Raw genomic sequence first — 15,475 nt, forward strand, 5'->3', positions numbered from 1 at the left:
GCCGTCGGAGGAACGTACGGGGAGACGCGACAGCCTGATCTTTTCAATCTTGTCGCTGTATTCAGCCTCTATTGCATGTGCGACAGGCATTCTTGTCATGACGATATGGCTCATCCAGGTTCGATGGATCGAGGCCAATATCCCGCTACTCTATGCCTGTAAGTTCAACACCGCACTGGGGCTCACACTCGGCGGAATTGCCGTTATTGCGATCAACCTCAAGAGGGTAAACCTGGCGCGCACCGCGGCAGCGATCATGGCTGCAATCGCTTTTTTGACGCTGCTGGAATACATGCTGGACATGGATCTGGGGGTCGATCAGGCCTTTGTCGACGACAATTGGCATCCCGACGCGGCATTTCCCGGTCGCATGTCTCTAAACAGCATCGCCTGCTTTCTGCTGACATCCTTGACTCTTTTTCTCCTGACGCTTCTGGATCACTATAAATGGCAGACGCTGGCCATTGTGCCGCAATTGCTTGTGCTGTTCGTGTCCATCAGTTCTCTTGGCGGCTATTTTTCCGGCCTGCCGATTGCCTACACCTGGGGCACGTCCACCCAGATTTCGCCGCAGACGGCACTTGGCTTCCTGTTCATAACCGTTGGTCTGTTTACCCACACGATGGGAACAGAGCGGGCACGCCTTGCTCGCATTCCACGATGGTGGATAGCAGCAATCTATTCCATGTTCGTGTTCTGGTTTGACCTGGCAACGCCGCTCGGCGTTGCTACCGGCATTGCCTATGTCCCGCTTGTCGTCATGAGCCTTTGGGCTCGCGCACCCCGGATGACTTTCGTCCTCGCAGCCGTCGCCACCGGATTGATCGTCGCCGGCTATGCAGCCTCGCCCCCGGCAATCGCGCCAGCCTGGACGGTCTTGATGAACAGACTGCTCAGCATAGGGGCGATCTGGTTTACCGCGATCGTCGTCTATATCAGCCAGCATGATCGCCTCGCACGGGAGGAAAGCGACCGGCACTTGAATGCCATCTTCGAGGCGGCTCTGGACGGGATGATCACGATCGACAGTCACGGCATGATCGAAAAATTCAATAGTGCGGCGGCAAAAATGCTGGGTTATGCGGCAGAGGACGTGATCGGCAAGAACGTCAATATGCTGATGCCGGAGCCCTATCATTCCGCGCATGACTCCTATCTGCGCCGGTTCATGGCCACCAATGAGCGACACATCATCGGCACCGGGCGCAGTGTCTCTGCACGGCGCAAGGACGGCTCCGTGTTTCCCATCGACCTTGGCGTGTCGGAAATCAGAGACAGGAACCGAAAATCCTTTGTCGGCACGATCCGTGATATCTCCGAACGGGAGCAAACGGAGCGAAATATCCAGAAGCACATGGCGGCGCTCAAGGCGAGCAACAAGGAACTGGACGAATTTGCCTATATCGCCTCGCATGACCTGCAGGAACCGCTCAGCAGTCTCAGCAATCATGCCCAGGTGCTGCAGGCTGAATATGAAGGCAGACTGGAGCCGGATGGCGAGCGCAGGTTGAAACGCATGACCTTCCTGTCACAACGACTGGAGCGCCTGATTGACGACCTGCTGCATTTCTCACGGCTTGGAAGCAACAAGCTGTCGTCCCAGAAAACCGATCTCTATTCGGTCATCGCCGATATCGAGGCCCTGCTGGATGTAACCCTGAAGCAGGAAAATGCCATCATCTCGGTGCCAAACCCTTTACCTTACGTTGTCTGCGATCGGCCGCGGATCCTTGAAGTCTTTCGCAACCTGATCGTCAACGCCATCCGTTATAACGACCAGGACAGCAAATGGATCGAGATCGGCCACTTCATACGCGATAGCGAGCGCGTGTTCTACGTCAAGGATAACGGTATCGGCATTGCGGAGGAACATTACGAGGATGTGTTCCTCATCTTCAAACGCCTGAATGTCAAAGAAGGCGTGGAGGGTGCAGGTGCAGGGCTTACCTTCGTCAAGAAGATCATCCAGCGCCACAATGGACGGATCTGGGTGGAGTCCGAGGTGGGACAAGGTTCCATCTTCTACTTTACGCTAGGCGAACCGAACGAAGAGGGATCAAGCGATCGTGATCCCTTTGTCGGCGCGCAAATGGCCGACGACGCGCCGCTTCTGGTGCGCCATGGTTGACCTTATAAGGGTATATGGCCACATAGCAGTGTATACCGATCCTTCGTGTCATTGCCCGCGCAAGCCAACGGGACGATACTGTCACGAATCGCGCGTATATCCCCAATTTGAGCATGCAGGAGGTTTGTCCGAGACGTGACCATTGTCAGCCGCATCGCCAGTGAAGTTCAACTCATGCTGCGCAGACCACCGCGCCAGCAATATGCTGCGCTGTGCTATCGGCGCAAGAAGAAGACCCGCGCTATCGAGGTTCTGCTGGTTACCAGCCGTGACACCGGACGCTGGGTGATCCCCAAGGGCTGGCCGATGATGGGCAAGAAATCCCACGCCGTTGCCGAGCGCGAAGCCTATGAGGAAGCGGGCGTCAAGGGCAAGGTTGACCGCAATCCCTTTGGCTATTTCCATTATCCGAAGGGTCTGGACAACGGGCTGAAGGTGAACTGCAAGGTTCAGGTGCATCTGCTGGAAGTGAAGGACATGATCAAGGACTTCCCCGAGAAGCGCTCCCGCCGTCTCGAATGGGTCAATTGCGAACTTGCGGCCTCGCGCGTTCAGGAGCCCGAACTCAAGGATCTCATCCATCGTTTCGGTCAGTTGATGGCCAATGGCGCGGACGCACCACGGTCGGCTGCGGCGCAATAATTGCCGAAAGACCGGGATTCGATTTGACGTCGGCGCATTTCCCATACATACGCGTGCCCGGAAAGGGCGGCTGAAGCCGCCGAATGTCCATTCGCTGCCCGTTTAAGCCCCAAGGGTGAAAAGCCTGACCACGGCGCAAGAAGAGTGATACCATGGCCAAGCAAACGCCCAAACTCTACAAGCCGACCCTCGACAAGGATCTGGACAAGATCGCCTATGTCGAGGAAGCGGCTCAGAATGTCTCGCGCGGAATTGCGCCTCTCGGCTTCGGTTTCATCTTCCTGGTTCTCGCCACCGTTTTTGCCGGTGCCTATGTGGCAGGCCAGCCGGGTGCTGCCATGGTGATCGCGGCTGCGGGTATCGGCGCCTATATGGCGATGAATATCGGCGCAAACGATGTGACCAACAATGTCGGCCCTGCGGTCGGATCGCGCGCCATGACCATGGTAACCGCGCTCATTCTGGCCGCCGTGTTCGAGACAGCCGGCGCGCTGATTGCCGGCGGCGATGTGGTATCCACAATCTCCAAGGGCATCATCGACCCTGCACAAATGCCATCGGCCAACATCTTTGCCACTGCCATGATGGCCGCCCTTTTGTCATCTGCCCTGTGGGTCAATCTGGCCACCTGGCTTGGTGCCCCCGTTTCGACCACCCATGCAGTGGTTGGTGGCGTGGTCGGGGCCGGCATTGCCGCGAGCGGCTTTAGTGCGGTCAACTGGGGCGCGATGGTCGGGATTGCCGCCAGCTGGGTGATATCGCCCTTGATGGGCGGTATTATCGCAGCCCTGTTCCTTGCCTTCATCAAGACCTTCATTATCTACCGCGAAGACAAGATCGATGCCGCCCGCTTCTGGGTGCCGATCCTGATCGGCATCATGGCCGGTGCCTTTATCGCCTATCTGGCGCTGAAGGGGCTGAGCCATGTGACGCATATTTCGCTCCCCACGGCTGCAACCATCGGTGTGGGCGCAGGCTTCGTGATCTGGCTCCTGTCCGTACCGCTGATCAAACGGCAATCCGCCGGTCTTGAAAACCGCAACCAGTCGCTGCGCAAGCTGTTCCAGATGCCGCTGATCATTTCGGCCGCATTGCTATCGTTCGCCCACGGCGCGAACGACGTAGCCAATGCCATCGGCCCGCTATCGGCCATCGTGCATGCGGCCCAGGCCGACGAGATTGCCGCCAATGTGGAAATTCCGCTCTGGGTGATGGTCATCGGTGCTGCCGGCATCTCGCTCGGTCTGTGGCTGTTCGGCCCTCGGCTGATCAAGCTGGTCGGCGAGCAGATCACCAAGCTCAACCCCATGCGCGCCTTTTGCGTGGCGCTGTCTGCAGCACTGACCGTGATCGTGGCTTCCGGCCTCGGCCTGCCCGTGAGCTCCACGCATATCGCCGTGGGTGCCGTGTTCGGTGTTGGCTTCTACCGCGAATGGTATACCCGCAACTCCAAGCGTCGCCTTGAATATATGCGCATGAAGGCCGGCCGCTGGGAACGGGAAGATACACGGCCTGCCAATCCGGACGAGATGCGTCGCCGCTATCTGGTGCGGCGCTCGCATTTCATGACCATCGTGGCCGCATGGATCATTACCGTTCCGGCTGCTGCTGCACTGGCCGCGCTGCTTTATGGCGCGATGGTGCTGCTCATCCCCTAAGACAGACCTGCAAAGACGGGGTTCGACGATATGCGTGCGAATTACAAAATGCAGAGGCTTTACGTCTCCGGCACGCTTGCCAGCGGCGCTGGGATCGAGGCCAGCGGCGAGCAATATAATTATCTCGCCAATGTGTTGCGGATGACCGAAGGGGCAGAGATCCTGCTGTTTAACGGTCGCGACGGCGAATGGTCGGCGCGCCTGACATTTCCCTCGCGCAAGAAGATCACCCTGGTTGCCGAGACGCAGACGCGACCGCAGCCGGAAGACAGCGCATTGCATTTCCTGTTTGCGCCGCTCAAGGTCGGGCGGCTCGACTATCTGGTACAAAAGGCCGTTGAAATGGGTGCCGGTGTGCTGCAGCCGGTCATGACGCAACATGTGCAGGGCAAGATCAACAGTATCGAGCGCCTTCAGGCCAACGCCATAGAGGCAGCCGAGCAATGCGGCATTCTCTCCATTCCGACGGTGGAGCCGGTGCGCAAGCTCAGAGACGTTCTCGATGGCTGGCCCGCCGATCGGCAGCTGATCTTCTGCGACGAGGACAGCAGCACCCAAAACCCGCTTCCAGCCCTTTCCACCATCCAGGCTCAGTCCATTGCGCTCCTGGTTGGCCCGGAGGGTGGTTTTTCGGATGAGGAGCGGCAGATATTGCGCGATCTCGACTATGTAACACCCATTCCGCTCGGTCCGCGCATCCTGCGCGCAGATACCGCAGCCGTGGCAGCCCTTGCCGTCGTGCAGGCGGCAATTGGCGACTGGCGCTAGATTTTTCTCCGTAACAGCCCGTTGAAACTGCGCTCGTATTCGCAACATTGATCTGCGCTTGAAACAAATTGACTTGCGCACCACGTAAATCCGGTCCAATCAGCCTGCCAATCCTGGCGACAATCCGACGGCATTCAATACAAGGTTTACCTCATGGCTCGTGACACCACCGACGATACGCCGATTGGCTCCGTCCAGGACCTGAGCGAATATCTGGCCGAGGGCTGCAAGCCTGAAGCTCAGTTCCGCATCGGCACCGAGCATGAGAAATTCGCGTTTTTCACAGCCGACAACTCGCCGGTCCCCTATTACGGTAACGACAGCATTTCCGCGCTTTTGAGCGGCATGGGCCAGCGTCTCGGCTGGGATCCGATCATGGACGGCGCCAATATCATCGGGCTTGCCGAAACCCATGGACAGGGCGCGATCTCGATCGAGCCGGGTGGACAGTTCGAGCTTTCCGGCGCGCCGGTGGAAACGCTGCACGAGACCTGCAAGGAATCCAACCAGCATCTGGCCATGCTGCGGGAAGTGGCAGAGCCCATGGGCATCCGCTTCCTCGGCATCGGCGGCAGCCCCAAGTGGACGTTCGATGAAACGCCGCGCATGCCGAAGTCGCGCTACGAGATCATGACCCGCTTCATGCCGAAGGTCGGTAGCATGGGGCTGGACATGATGTATCGCACCTGCACGATCCAGGTGAATCTCGACTTTTCCTCTGAAGCCGATATGCGCCGCAAGATGCGCGTTTCGATGAAGCTGCAGGCGCTGGCGACCGCGCTGTTTGCCTCCTCGCCGTTTACGGAAGGCAAGCCCAACGGGCTGGTGTCCTGGCGTGGCGAGATCTGGCGCGATACCGACAATGCCCGCGCCGGCATTCCGCCCTTTACGCTGAATGACGATTTCGGCTTTGCCGATTATGTGGAATGGGCACTCGACATTCCGATGTATTTCGTCGTGCGCGACGGCAAATATCACGACTGTACCCATGTGACCTTCCGCCAGTTCATGAACGGCGCGCTGAAGGGCGAGCTTGCCGCTTGGGAACCCACAATGGGTGACTGGACCAACCATCTCTCCACCCTGTTTCCGGATGTCCGCCTGAAGCGCTTCCTGGAAATGCGCGGCGCCGATGGCGGCCCCTGGCGGCGCATCTGTGCGCTGTCTGCCTTCTGGGTGGGGCTGCTTTATAACCAGACCGCTCTCGATGCAGCCGATGCGCTCACAAAGGACTGGACCCATGCCGACGTGATTGCGCTTCGCAATGCCGTGCCGGCCAAGGGTCTTCACGCAGAGATCGCCGGTCGTGGTCTGTTCGATCTTGCCCGTGAAGTCATCGGCATTTCACGGGCCGGTCTGAAGGCACGGGCACGGCTCAACAGCGAAGGCGAGGATGAAAGCGTTTTCCTGGCCTCGCTGGACGAGATCATTGCCAAGAAGGCCACTCTCGCCGACGATCTGCTGATGCTCTATAACGGTCGCTGGAACCAGTCGGTCGAGCCTGTTTTTGCCGAATATCAATATTAGGCATATCGAAACCGCCGTTTCCCCGATGAATCGGGGATTACCACCCGGCGTTGTCCATTCTCGCTAGAAAGCGGTTTGCGTTACGCTTTTTCCGGATATAGTGGTCGTTACACGACTTGCACTGACCGGGAAGGAAAGCCGATGCTGCCACTATTCGAAATGATGATGCGTGCGCAGAACGGCACCGCCATGGAAGCCATGGCCAAGCAATTCAACCTTGCGCAGGAACAGACAACCAAGGCCATGGCAGCGCTGATGCCGGCCTTTTCTTCCGGCTTCAAGCGCAATGCTTCCAACCCGATGGATTTCTCCGCCCTGCTGTCATCCATGACCTCCGGCAATTATGCCAAATATTTCGAGGACATGAACAAGGCCTTCACGCCGCAGGGTATGGCCGATGGCAACAATGTGCTGGAAACCCTGTTCGGATCAAAGGAGGTCTCTCGCGCCATTGCCGCTCAGGCCGCGCAGATGACGGGAATTGGCCAGGACGTGCTGAAACAGATGATGCCGGCAATGGCCGATGCGATCATGGGCGGCCTGTTCAAGCAGGCCACAGGCCAGATGCAAAACGGCTCCGACGCCTTCACCAATTCGCCAATGGGCCAGATGATGCAGCAATGGCTGGAAAGCACCGGCTTTTCGCCCAAGGCAAAGGCTCCGGAGCCCGCCAATTTCTTCGACAATCCCTTTACCAAGGCGTTTCAGGACATGATGGCTGGCAGCGCCAAGCCACAGGCAGGTGCAAACCCGTTCATGGACAATCCGTTCATGAAAGCTTTCCAGGACATGATGCCAGCCAATGGCGCAAAGCCTGCCGAGCCCTCGACACCGGACGCAGCGCCAGAGGACGCCGAGCCGCAGGACAGTGGTGCTGCCAATCCGTTCTCGGAGATGATGAACTCGATGTTCGATAGCGGCCTGGAAGTGCAGAAAAGCTACCAGAAAAACATGGAGCAGATCCTCGACACCTATATGAAGGTCGGGGAAGGCAAGGCCGGGTCCTCACCTTCAAAAGCTGGCAAGGCGAAGCCTTCCAAGGACTGACGATTTCTCTCCGCGCATAAAAAATGCCCGATGAAAGACGGTTTCATCGGGCAAGCGGCAGGGCGTTAAACATCACCCTGCGGGGATGGAAAGAAATCTGTTCAGCTGCGACGGATATGGCGCCCGCTTGTGCATGCCGCATTGGCGAGCATGCGCGAAGGGTCGTCCAAGAGACCGGCCGTGTTGATGACCCGGTTCAGGTCCTGCCGTGTCAGGCCGATGTCGGCGAGATGAGCATCATCAAGTTCCGACAGTTGCATCACCGCGCTGCGGTTTTCGATCAGACGCCGGAACGTGGATACCAGCGCGCCGATGCTTGCGAAAAGCGACGGGCGGACCTGCTTTGGCAGATCATAATCGATTGCTCTTACATTCATGGTCATGGCTTAATTCCTTGTCCTCAGGCGCAAGGCTTCACCCCTTGCCCGACATGGGAAAGGTGCCTCGAACCGGCGGCGGGTGCAGGGGTTCTGCGTTGTGCTGTTTGCACGCTGAAGGTCTCAAAAAGTCATTGATCAGTCCAACGAATGTTTTTAATAGTAATTATCAAACAATCTGATGGATATTCGCCATGGCCAATCCGCTCGATATCGACCAGCTTCATACCTTCGTTGCCATTGTAGATACCGGTAGCTTCACCAAGGCCGCTGGCCGGGTGTTCAAGACCCAATCGGCGGTGTCGATGCAGATGCGCCGGCTTGAGGAGCGGATCGGCAAGCAGCTGTTTCAGAAGGACGGACGCGGCAACCGGCTGACATCCGAAGGTGAAAAGCTCCTGAACTACGCCCGACGCATTATCCGGCTGAACTCCGAAGCGATTGCCGCCTTTGACGACAATCGACTGGAAGGCACGCTCAGGATCGGCACACCCGACGATTATGCCGACCGCTACATGCCCGAAATCATCGGACGCTTTGCCAAGACCAATCCCAATGTGGAACTCTATATCGCCTGCGAGCCTTCGGTGGATCTGGCCGAGAAGATGGCGCGCGGCGAGCTGGATATCGCCCTTGTGACCCACAATCCGCAGGCACGCACATCCGATGTGGTGCGCACCGAGCCGCTTTGCTGGGTCGCCTCCGCCAACCATCCTTTAAAGGATGATGCGCCGGTTCCGCTGGCCGTGGGACGGCGTGACTGCAACTGGCGCCAGCTCGCCTGCTCGTCGCTCGATGCCGACGGGCGCGATTACCAGATCCTCTTCACCAGCTGGTCGTCGACCGTGGTGGCGGCGGCTGTTCTGGCCGGGCTGGCCGTCTCTGTTCTGCCAGAATCGGCACTGCGCTCCGGCATGAAAGTGCTGACATCCAGCGATGGTTTTCCACCGCTGCCACCGGTCCAGATCGGTCTGATGAAGCGGCCAGGTCTCCTGCCATCGCTGGCCAATGCGATTACCGATCACATTACCGCCTGTCTCGACAATATTACGCCGGCAGATGTGGTGGATGACGAACTGGATGCGGATGTCAGAACCTATCCGCGCCAGCAGGCTCGGCAGAGACCAAGTCAGATGCAGCCGGGCTGGTAAGGCCCGGTCTGGCCCTTTTAAAGCGTGAACAAGGTGAGCTTTACCGTGCGTTTCCACTCTTGAAGTGCGCGACGCGCTGTTGCCTCATCGGCCGACAGGGCGAAGCGCACCACGCTGCCGGACAGGTGGACCATCTGTGTCAGGCGCATCTCGAAATCCCCTTTAAAACCGGGGGGCAGCAATGGCAGGAGGACCCTGCTGAGGATCGCCGCCATGCGTTCGAAATGCAGGCGGTTCAGCGGCTCGAGATCCCGATCCGACACGGCAGCGCGCCAGACACTCAGATAGATCGCGTTTTCACGGAAGCTCTCATAGAACCTGTCGACGCTCTGTGTGATCAGGTTTTCCGCCGCATCGATCGAGCGAATTTCGGCGAATGTCTGTTCCGTTCCTCTTTCAACGCGCGTGGTCAGATCGTCGTGCAGTGCCCTGATGACCGCGGCTTTTTCAGGAAAGAACTGATAAAGCGAGCCGATCGGGATGCCGGCCTCGGCGGCAATCTCCGTCATCTTGAGGTTGCCAATCCCGTTGGCGACGATCAGACGGCGCACAGCATCGAGGATAGCCTCCAGTCGCTGGATGCTGCGCTCCTGCCTCGGTGTCTTGCGTTGACGGAGACGATTTGCCTCCTTGCCCTGTTCAGCCATCACTCTCCCCAGGCCACAACGAACCTGTCCGATTTCATGGCGCGGACCATAAGCCCCTGATCTTTCACGATCTCTGAAAAAATTCGTTCTATTTTTTCCTATTCCGAATCGCAAAAAACCGGGGCGTTTGCCCCGGCTTGCCGGATCGAGATCCAAGCTGCGATCAACAAGTGGCAGCGCGTGACCTTAAGGTTCGCGCTGCCACCCATTCCCGGCCTGAGGCGGATCAGGCCAGATCGAAACGATCGGCGTTCATAACCTTGGCCCAGGCGGCAACAAAGTCCTTGGCAAAGCGCGACTGCGCGTCTGCCTGACCATAGACTTCGGCGATGGCGCGCAGTTGAGAGTTGGACCCGAAGACGAGATCGGCGCGCGTTCCCTTCCACTTCACCTCACCCGTCTTGCGGTCGCGGGCTTCGAACTCGGTCTGGTCCGAAGACAATGGCCTCCACTCGACGGACATATCCAGAAGGTTGACGAAGAAGTCATTGCTGAGAACACCTGGACGGCTCGTCAGAACGCCGCGTGTATCGCCGCCCACCGTATTGCCCAGCACTCGCAGACCGCCCAGAAGGGCTGTCATCTCCGGTGCTGTGAGCGTCAGAAGCTGTGCCTTGTCGACCAGCAGTGCCTCGGACGGGATCGTGTATTTTTCAGGCTGATAGTTGCGGAAACCGTCTGCGACTGGCTCAAGAACATCGAAAGCCTCGATATCCGTCTGCTCCTGACTTGCATCGGCCCTGCCCGGCGTAAACGGCACCGACAGGTTGTGGCCGCCGTCTCGCGCTGCCTGTTCGATCGCAGCACCGCCACCCAAAACGATGAGATCGGCCAGAGAGACCTTCTTTCCGCCCGTCTGTGCGCTGTTGAAGGCAGTCTGGATCTCTTCCAGCTTGGCCAGCACCCTGGCGAGTTGTTCCGGCTGGTTTGCTTCCCAGTCCTTTTGCGGTGCCAGACGAATACGCGCACCATTTGCACCACCGCGCTTGTCGGAGCCGCGGAATGTCGAGGCAGATGCCCAGGCGGTGGAAACGAGTTCCGACACGGTCAAACCGGTCGCCAGTATCTTCGCCTTGAGATCGGCGACATCCGTGGCATCGATCAGCGGGTGATCGACGGCCGGGATCGGATCCTGCCAGATCAGGTCTTCAGCCGGCACTTCCGGGCCGAGATAACGGGCTTTTGGCCCCATATCGCGGTGGGTGAGCTTGAACCAGGCGCGCGCAAATGCATCGGCAAACAGATCCGGGTTCTCGAAGAAGCGGCGCGATACCTTTTCGTAGTCGGGATCGAAGCGCAGTGCGAGGTCGGTGGTCAACATGGCCGGCGCGTGGCTCTTGGTGGGGTTGTGCGCATCCGGAACAGTTCCCGCCCCGCCCCCCTGCTTGGGTGTCCACTGATGGGCCCCGGCCGGGCTCTTGGTCAGTTCCCAGTCAAAGCCGAACAGATTTTCGAAGAAGTTGTTGCTCCATTTGGTCGGCGTCGTGGTCCAGATGACTTCGAGACCACTGGTGATGGCATCGCCACCTTTCCCGGTACCATAGCTGCTGCGCCAGCCAAGACCCATCTCGCCGACATCGGCACCTTCCGGTTCAATGCCAACCAGAGCCGCATCGCCCGCGCCATGGGTTTTGCCGAAGGTGTGGCCGCCGGCGATCAGCGCGACGGTCTCTTCGTCATTCATGGCCATACGGGCAAATGTATCGCGGATATCACGTGCTGCGGCCAGCGGATCGGGATTGCCGTTCGGGCCTTCCGGGTTCACGTAGATGAGGCCCATCTGCACGGCGGCCAGCGGGTTTTCCAGATCGCGCTCGCCGGAATAGCGCTTGTCGCCGAGCCAGGTGTCTTCCTTGCCCCAGTAAACATCTTCTTCCGGCTCCCAGGTATCGGGACGTCCGCCGGCAAAGCCGAAGGTCTTGAAGCCCATCGATTCCAGCGCGCAATTGCCGGTGAGGATCATCAGATCGGCCCAGGAGATCTGGTTGCCGTATTTCTGCTTGATCGGCCATAGCAGCCGGCGGGCCTTATCGAGATTGGCGTTGTCCGGCCAGCTGTTGAGTGGGGCAAAACGCTGTTGGCCGCCTCCGGCGCCTCCACGTCCATCGCCGGTGCGATAGGTGCCGGCACTGTGCCAGGCCATGCGGATGAACAGCGGTCCATAGTGGCCGAAATCGGCGGGCCACCATTCCTGGCTGTCGGTCATCAACGCGTAGAGATCCTGCTTCAGCGCCTGCAGGTCGAGTTTCTTGAACTCTTCGGCGTAATTGAAGTCCTCACCCATCGGATCGGACAGCGCCGAATGCTGGTGCAGAACCTTGAGATTAAGCTGGTTGGGCCACCAGTCGCGGTTGGAGCGACCGCCATTACTGACATGCGCTACGGGACAGGTGGCTACACTGTCGTTAATTTCTTTGAGCTTCGCGTCCATTTTTTCCTCCAGTCGCTGCCGCCTTCATGAGGCTTGGTCAGCACTATCCTCCAGCGCATCCATAATCTCCAATTGTATTTAATGGGAATATCGATAAGATATTCCTATCATGCTTACCATTCGTCAAATGCGCTATTTCGATGCCCTGGCGACCACCCTGCACTTCGGCAAGGCGGCAGCGCTTGCCCATGTCAGCCAACCGGCCCTGTCGGCGCAAATTCAGGAAATGGAGCGGCATCTGGGCGTTGTGCTCGTGGAGCGCACGCGCAACAATACCTTGCTGACGGCCAAGGGGCTTGAAGTGTTGCAGCATGTGCGAACGGTGCTGGGAGGAATTGACAGGCTCGAGGAAGCCGCGCGCCAGCAGAGCGGCATTCTGGAGGGCTTGATCCGTCTCGGCGTCATCCCGACCGTCGCCCCCTATCTGGTGCCGCAACTGGTTCCACATCTGAAGGCGCATTATCCCGGCATCGAGATCGAATTGAAGGAAACGGTCACCGACAGACTGCGCGAAGATCTTCTGGAGGGCCGGCTTGATGCGGTGGTCGCCGCCCTGCCGCTGGAGGGCGATACGCTGCAAGCAAGGCCTTTGTTCACAGACCGCTTTTTCATGGCCGTCGCCAGCAATGAAGAGGATGTGCTGATGTCGCCGCTTACCGAAGCGCAGGTCGATCCGAACCGGCTGCTATTGCTTGAAGAGGGCCATTGCCTGCGAGATCAGGCGCTTGCGGTCTGCCAGACAGCCAGCAAACGCAGCCTTGTCAATTTCGGGGCAACGTCGATGACTACGCTGTTGCAGATGGTCTCGCACGACATGGGCATGACGCTGATCCCGGAAATTGCGTTGAAAACGGAAACCCCGCGTAATGCGATCCGCATTGTGCCCTTTGCAGATCCGGAACCGACCCGTGAGATTGGATTGATCTGGCGTCGCTCCAATACGCGACGCCAGGATATGGATGCACTGGCAAAGGCGATCATCCGCAGCGCTGCGACGCTTTGCGCGTCTGCCCGCACTCAGGTAGATGCCATGCCTGCCGTTACTGCATGAACCAGCCGTGGCTGACAGGCAGTGACTGACCGGTCAGGGCGTTGGTCTTGAAATCGGCAAACATCAGCGCGACCTCGGCGACATCCTCGACGGTGGTGAATTCACCATCGACCGTTTCGCCCAGCATCACCTTCTTGACGACTTCGTCCTCGGAAATGCCGAGTTCCTTGGCCTGTTCGGGGATCTGCTTTTCAACGAGCGGAGTGCGCACAAAGCCAGGGCAGATGACATTGGAACGCACGCCGTATTTGCCGCCTTCCTTGGCGACCACGCGGGCAAGCCCCAACAGGCCATGCTTGGCCGTGACATAGGCCGATTTCAGTGACGAAGCCTCGTGGGAGTGAACCGAGCCCATATAGATGACGGCGCCACCGCCCTGCTTCTTCATATGCGGCATGCACGCCTTTGTGGTCAGAAAGGCACCATCGAGATGAATGGCGAGCATCTTCTTCCAGTCGGAAAAGGGGAAATCCTCGATTGGATAGACGATCTGAATTCCGGCATTGGACACGAGAACGTCGATTGAGCCCCAGGCCTCGACCGTCTTGGCGATACCGGCATTGACGGCGTCTTCATCGGTGACATCCATCACCACGCCCATGGCCTCGCCCGGGCCCATATCGGTCAGTTCCCTGGCCTTGGCGTTCGCGGCATCGGCCTTGAGGTCGGCGATCACGACCTTGGCACCCTCCTCCACGTAACGCTTGGCGATAGCGGCTCCGATGCCGCTTGCGGCCCCGGTGATGAGGCAGACTTTTCCTTGCAGTTTCATCGTCATGCTCCTTTGGCGCCGGATGGCAGGACGGTCGGCGCATCGAGCGCTGGCAGCGTCTTGCGTCCGGCAGTTAGTGCCGGTCTTCGTCATGTCCGGCAAGATCGAAAATCTGGATGCCGTCTTTGGGACGGCCTCTTCCCTTCCAGCGAGGATGCTTGAGCGTGGTCATCACATTGTCATAGCCGGCCTTCCAGTGATCGGTGATGGAGGCGCGGGAAAACTCGGCGTCGCTGGCGTGAAATGACGCCGCCGCACGGCGGTGGATGAGATGGACAATCGTCACGTCGTAGTCGATACCGAGAGAACGCAGCAGACGCACATCGTCATCGTCCTCGAATTCAGCCGGAAGCTTGTCGAGGAGGCGATTGGCGGCGCGCCGGGCCAGCTGTTTCTTGGCAAACTCGTTGGTATTCATGCGCGTCCGCGAGGAATAACGAATTTCCTTGGTGCGGCTCTCGACCTCGAGCTGATCCTTCGGCATGGCACCACGCGCACTGAACAGATCAACCTGGAAAATGCAGAGATCCGTTTCGATGCCGGTCGCTGCCAGCACATATTGAAGCGGCGTGTTGGAGACGAGGCCGCCATCCCAATAATGATGGCCGTCGATCTCGATGGGCGGAAAGCCGGGTGGCAAGGCACCGGAGGCAGCAATATGGCGTGCCGTGATCTGGGTGCGCATCGTGTCGAAATAGGCAAAATTGCCCGATGTCACATTCACAGCACCTAAGCTGACACGTGTATTTCCATCGTTCAGCAGATCGAAGTCGACGAGATTTTCCAGCGTTTGCAGCAAAGGCTCGGTATCGTAAAAGCTGATCAGGCTGTCAGGGTTCAGCGCCAGCTGATACGGTGTATAGAGCCTAGGTGAAAAGAAACCGGGCACACCGGTGACCGCTGACATCAATGCGGACTGAGAATTGAACTGACGGCGCATTGCCGGATCGTGTGGGGCAAAGGTCGAGCTGATGCCGGACGACACCATGTCCCAGAAAGACCTGAGGTTCTCGACCCGTTTTTCGTAGGGGCTACCGGCTATGATTGCGGAATTGATCGCCCCGATCGAGATGCCCGCCAGCCAGGAGGGTTCGACACCCTGTTGATGGAGAGCTTCGAAGGCACCGGCCTGATAAGCGCCCAGTGCACCACCACCTTGCAGGACGAAGACATTCTGTTCTGGACGTTCTGACATCGGACAACTCCATGCGGCACTGCAACATATATGGGTCCCGATCCGTCACTTCTCTAGTTTAATCGCGCGATCTTCAGATTA

The 15,475-nt window shown here is 58.5% G+C and carries 13 protein-coding genes; 8 read left to right on the plus strand and 5 right to left on the minus strand.

Translation table 11 applies throughout. The annotated features are described in order from the left end of the window. Nucleotides 1–97 precede the first annotated feature (97 nt). The 6 genes from ACQQ2Q_RS04170 (at nucleotide 98) to ACQQ2Q_RS04195 (ending at nucleotide 7,770) form a co-directional block, all read left to right on the plus strand. On the plus strand, nucleotides 98–2,128 hold the full coding sequence (locus ACQQ2Q_RS04170; protein ID WP_428185760.1) for a sensor histidine kinase: 2,031 nt from the start codon (nucleotides 98–100) through the stop codon (nucleotides 2,126–2,128). A gap of 135 nt (nucleotides 2,129–2,263) precedes the next feature. Continuing rightward, complete coding sequence (locus ACQQ2Q_RS04175; protein ID WP_428185761.1) at nucleotides 2,264–2,770, plus strand: NUDIX hydrolase; 507 nt, start codon at nucleotides 2,264–2,266, stop codon at nucleotides 2,768–2,770. A gap of 152 nt (nucleotides 2,771–2,922) precedes the next feature. Further along, nucleotides 2,923–4,428 carry an inorganic phosphate transporter gene (locus ACQQ2Q_RS04180; RefSeq protein ID WP_428185762.1) on the plus strand — a complete coding sequence of 502 codons (1,506 nt, stop codon included), beginning with the start codon at nucleotides 2,923–2,925 and terminating at the stop codon, nucleotides 4,426–4,428. A gap of 30 nt (nucleotides 4,429–4,458) precedes the next feature. Continuing rightward, nucleotides 4,459–5,196 carry a 16S rRNA (uracil(1498)-N(3))-methyltransferase gene (locus ACQQ2Q_RS04185; RefSeq protein WP_428185763.1) on the plus strand — a complete coding sequence of 246 codons (738 nt, stop codon included), beginning with the start codon at nucleotides 4,459–4,461 and terminating at the stop codon, nucleotides 5,194–5,196. 153 nt (nucleotides 5,197–5,349) lie between these two features. After that, complete coding sequence (locus ACQQ2Q_RS04190) at nucleotides 5,350–6,723, plus strand: glutamate--cysteine ligase (RefSeq protein WP_428185764.1); 1,374 nt, start codon at nucleotides 5,350–5,352, stop codon at nucleotides 6,721–6,723. 141 nt (nucleotides 6,724–6,864) lie between these two features. Continuing rightward, nucleotides 6,865–7,770, plus strand: a complete 906-nt coding sequence (locus ACQQ2Q_RS04195) for a DUF937 domain-containing protein (protein ID WP_428185765.1) — start codon at nucleotides 6,865–6,867, stop codon at nucleotides 7,768–7,770. Nucleotides 7,771–7,871: 101 nt separating this feature from the next. On the opposite strand, the gene ACQQ2Q_RS04200 is transcribed toward ACQQ2Q_RS04195, so the two are convergent. Next, entirely contained in the window at nucleotides 7,872–8,153 is a 282-nt protein-coding gene (locus ACQQ2Q_RS04200) for a DUF1127 domain-containing protein (protein ID WP_428185766.1), read from the minus strand. Nucleotides 8,154–8,341: 188 nt separating this feature from the next. Between ACQQ2Q_RS04200 and ACQQ2Q_RS04205 the strand changes: the two genes are divergently transcribed. After that, on the plus strand, nucleotides 8,342–9,298 hold the full coding sequence (locus ACQQ2Q_RS04205) for a LysR substrate-binding domain-containing protein (protein WP_428185767.1): 957 nt from the start codon (nucleotides 8,342–8,344) through the stop codon (nucleotides 9,296–9,298). 17 nt (nucleotides 9,299–9,315) lie between these two features. On the opposite strand, the gene ACQQ2Q_RS04210 is transcribed toward ACQQ2Q_RS04205, so the two are convergent. Both ACQQ2Q_RS04210 and katG read right to left on the minus strand, forming a co-directional pair. Beyond that, nucleotides 9,316–9,945, minus strand: coding sequence for a TetR family transcriptional regulator (locus ACQQ2Q_RS04210; protein WP_428185768.1), 630 nt, complete (start codon nucleotides 9,943–9,945; stop codon nucleotides 9,316–9,318). A 226-nt stretch (nucleotides 9,946–10,171) separates the two neighbouring features. Next, a complete protein-coding gene (katG, locus tag ACQQ2Q_RS04215) occupies nucleotides 10,172–12,376 on the minus strand; it encodes a catalase/peroxidase HPI (protein WP_428185769.1) in 2,205 nt (734 codons plus the stop codon). 109 nt (nucleotides 12,377–12,485) lie between these two features. Between katG and ACQQ2Q_RS04220 the strand changes: the two genes are divergently transcribed. After that, nucleotides 12,486–13,427 carry a LysR substrate-binding domain-containing protein gene (locus ACQQ2Q_RS04220; RefSeq protein WP_428185770.1) on the plus strand — a complete coding sequence of 314 codons (942 nt, stop codon included), beginning with the start codon at nucleotides 12,486–12,488 and terminating at the stop codon, nucleotides 13,425–13,427. Here the strand turns inward: ACQQ2Q_RS04220 and ACQQ2Q_RS04225 are convergent. Together ACQQ2Q_RS04225 and ACQQ2Q_RS04230 are read right to left on the minus strand one after the other, a co-directional pair. Continuing rightward, on the minus strand, nucleotides 13,417–14,199 hold the full coding sequence (locus tag ACQQ2Q_RS04225) for a 3-hydroxybutyrate dehydrogenase (protein ID WP_428185771.1): 783 nt from the start codon (nucleotides 14,197–14,199) through the stop codon (nucleotides 13,417–13,419). The genes ACQQ2Q_RS04220 and ACQQ2Q_RS04225 overlap by 11 nt on opposite strands. A 73-nt stretch (nucleotides 14,200–14,272) precedes the next feature. After that, nucleotides 14,273–15,394: a DUF3734 domain-containing protein gene (locus ACQQ2Q_RS04230; RefSeq protein ID WP_428185772.1), complete on the minus strand. Its 1,122-nt coding sequence runs from the start codon at nucleotides 15,392–15,394 to the stop codon at nucleotides 14,273–14,275. Nucleotides 15,395–15,475 lie beyond the last annotated feature (81 nt).

Source organism: Agrobacterium sp. ES01, from assembly GCF_050320885.1.
Taxonomy (GTDB): Bacteria; Pseudomonadota; Alphaproteobacteria; order Rhizobiales; family Rhizobiaceae; genus Allorhizobium.

Bases quoted from the DNA above. Each gene is read 5' to 3' on its own strand.
- ACQQ2Q_RS04205 (WP_428185767.1), top strand. From the start codon at position 8,342: ATGGCCAATCCGCTCGATATCGACCAGCTTCATACCTTCGTTGCCATT.
- ACQQ2Q_RS04200 (WP_428185766.1), bottom strand. From the start codon at position 8,153: ATGACCATGAATGTAAGAGCAATCGATTATGATCTGCCAAAGCAGGTC.
- ACQQ2Q_RS04190 (WP_428185764.1), top strand. From the start codon at position 5,350: ATGGCTCGTGACACCACCGACGATACGCCGATTGGCTCCGTCCAGGAC.
- ACQQ2Q_RS04180 (WP_428185762.1), top strand. From the start codon at position 2,923: ATGGCCAAGCAAACGCCCAAACTCTACAAGCCGACCCTCGACAAGGAT.
- ACQQ2Q_RS04170 (WP_428185760.1), top strand. From the start codon at position 98: ATGACGATATGGCTCATCCAGGTTCGATGGATCGAGGCCAATATCCCG.
- katG (WP_428185769.1), bottom strand. From the start codon at position 12,376: ATGGACGCGAAGCTCAAAGAAATTAACGACAGTGTAGCCACCTGTCCC.
- ACQQ2Q_RS04220 (WP_428185770.1), top strand. From the start codon at position 12,486: ATGCTTACCATTCGTCAAATGCGCTATTTCGATGCCCTGGCGACCACC.
- ACQQ2Q_RS04225 (WP_428185771.1), bottom strand. From the start codon at position 14,199: ATGAAACTGCAAGGAAAAGTCTGCCTCATCACCGGGGCCGCAAGCGGC.
- ACQQ2Q_RS04195 (WP_428185765.1), top strand. From the start codon at position 6,865: ATGCTGCCACTATTCGAAATGATGATGCGTGCGCAGAACGGCACCGCC.
- ACQQ2Q_RS04185 (WP_428185763.1), top strand. From the start codon at position 4,459: ATGCGTGCGAATTACAAAATGCAGAGGCTTTACGTCTCCGGCACGCTT.
- ACQQ2Q_RS04230 (WP_428185772.1), bottom strand. From the start codon at position 15,394: ATGTCAGAACGTCCAGAACAGAATGTCTTCGTCCTGCAAGGTGGTGGT.
- ACQQ2Q_RS04210 (WP_428185768.1), bottom strand. From the start codon at position 9,945: ATGGCTGAACAGGGCAAGGAGGCAAATCGTCTCCGTCAACGCAAGACA.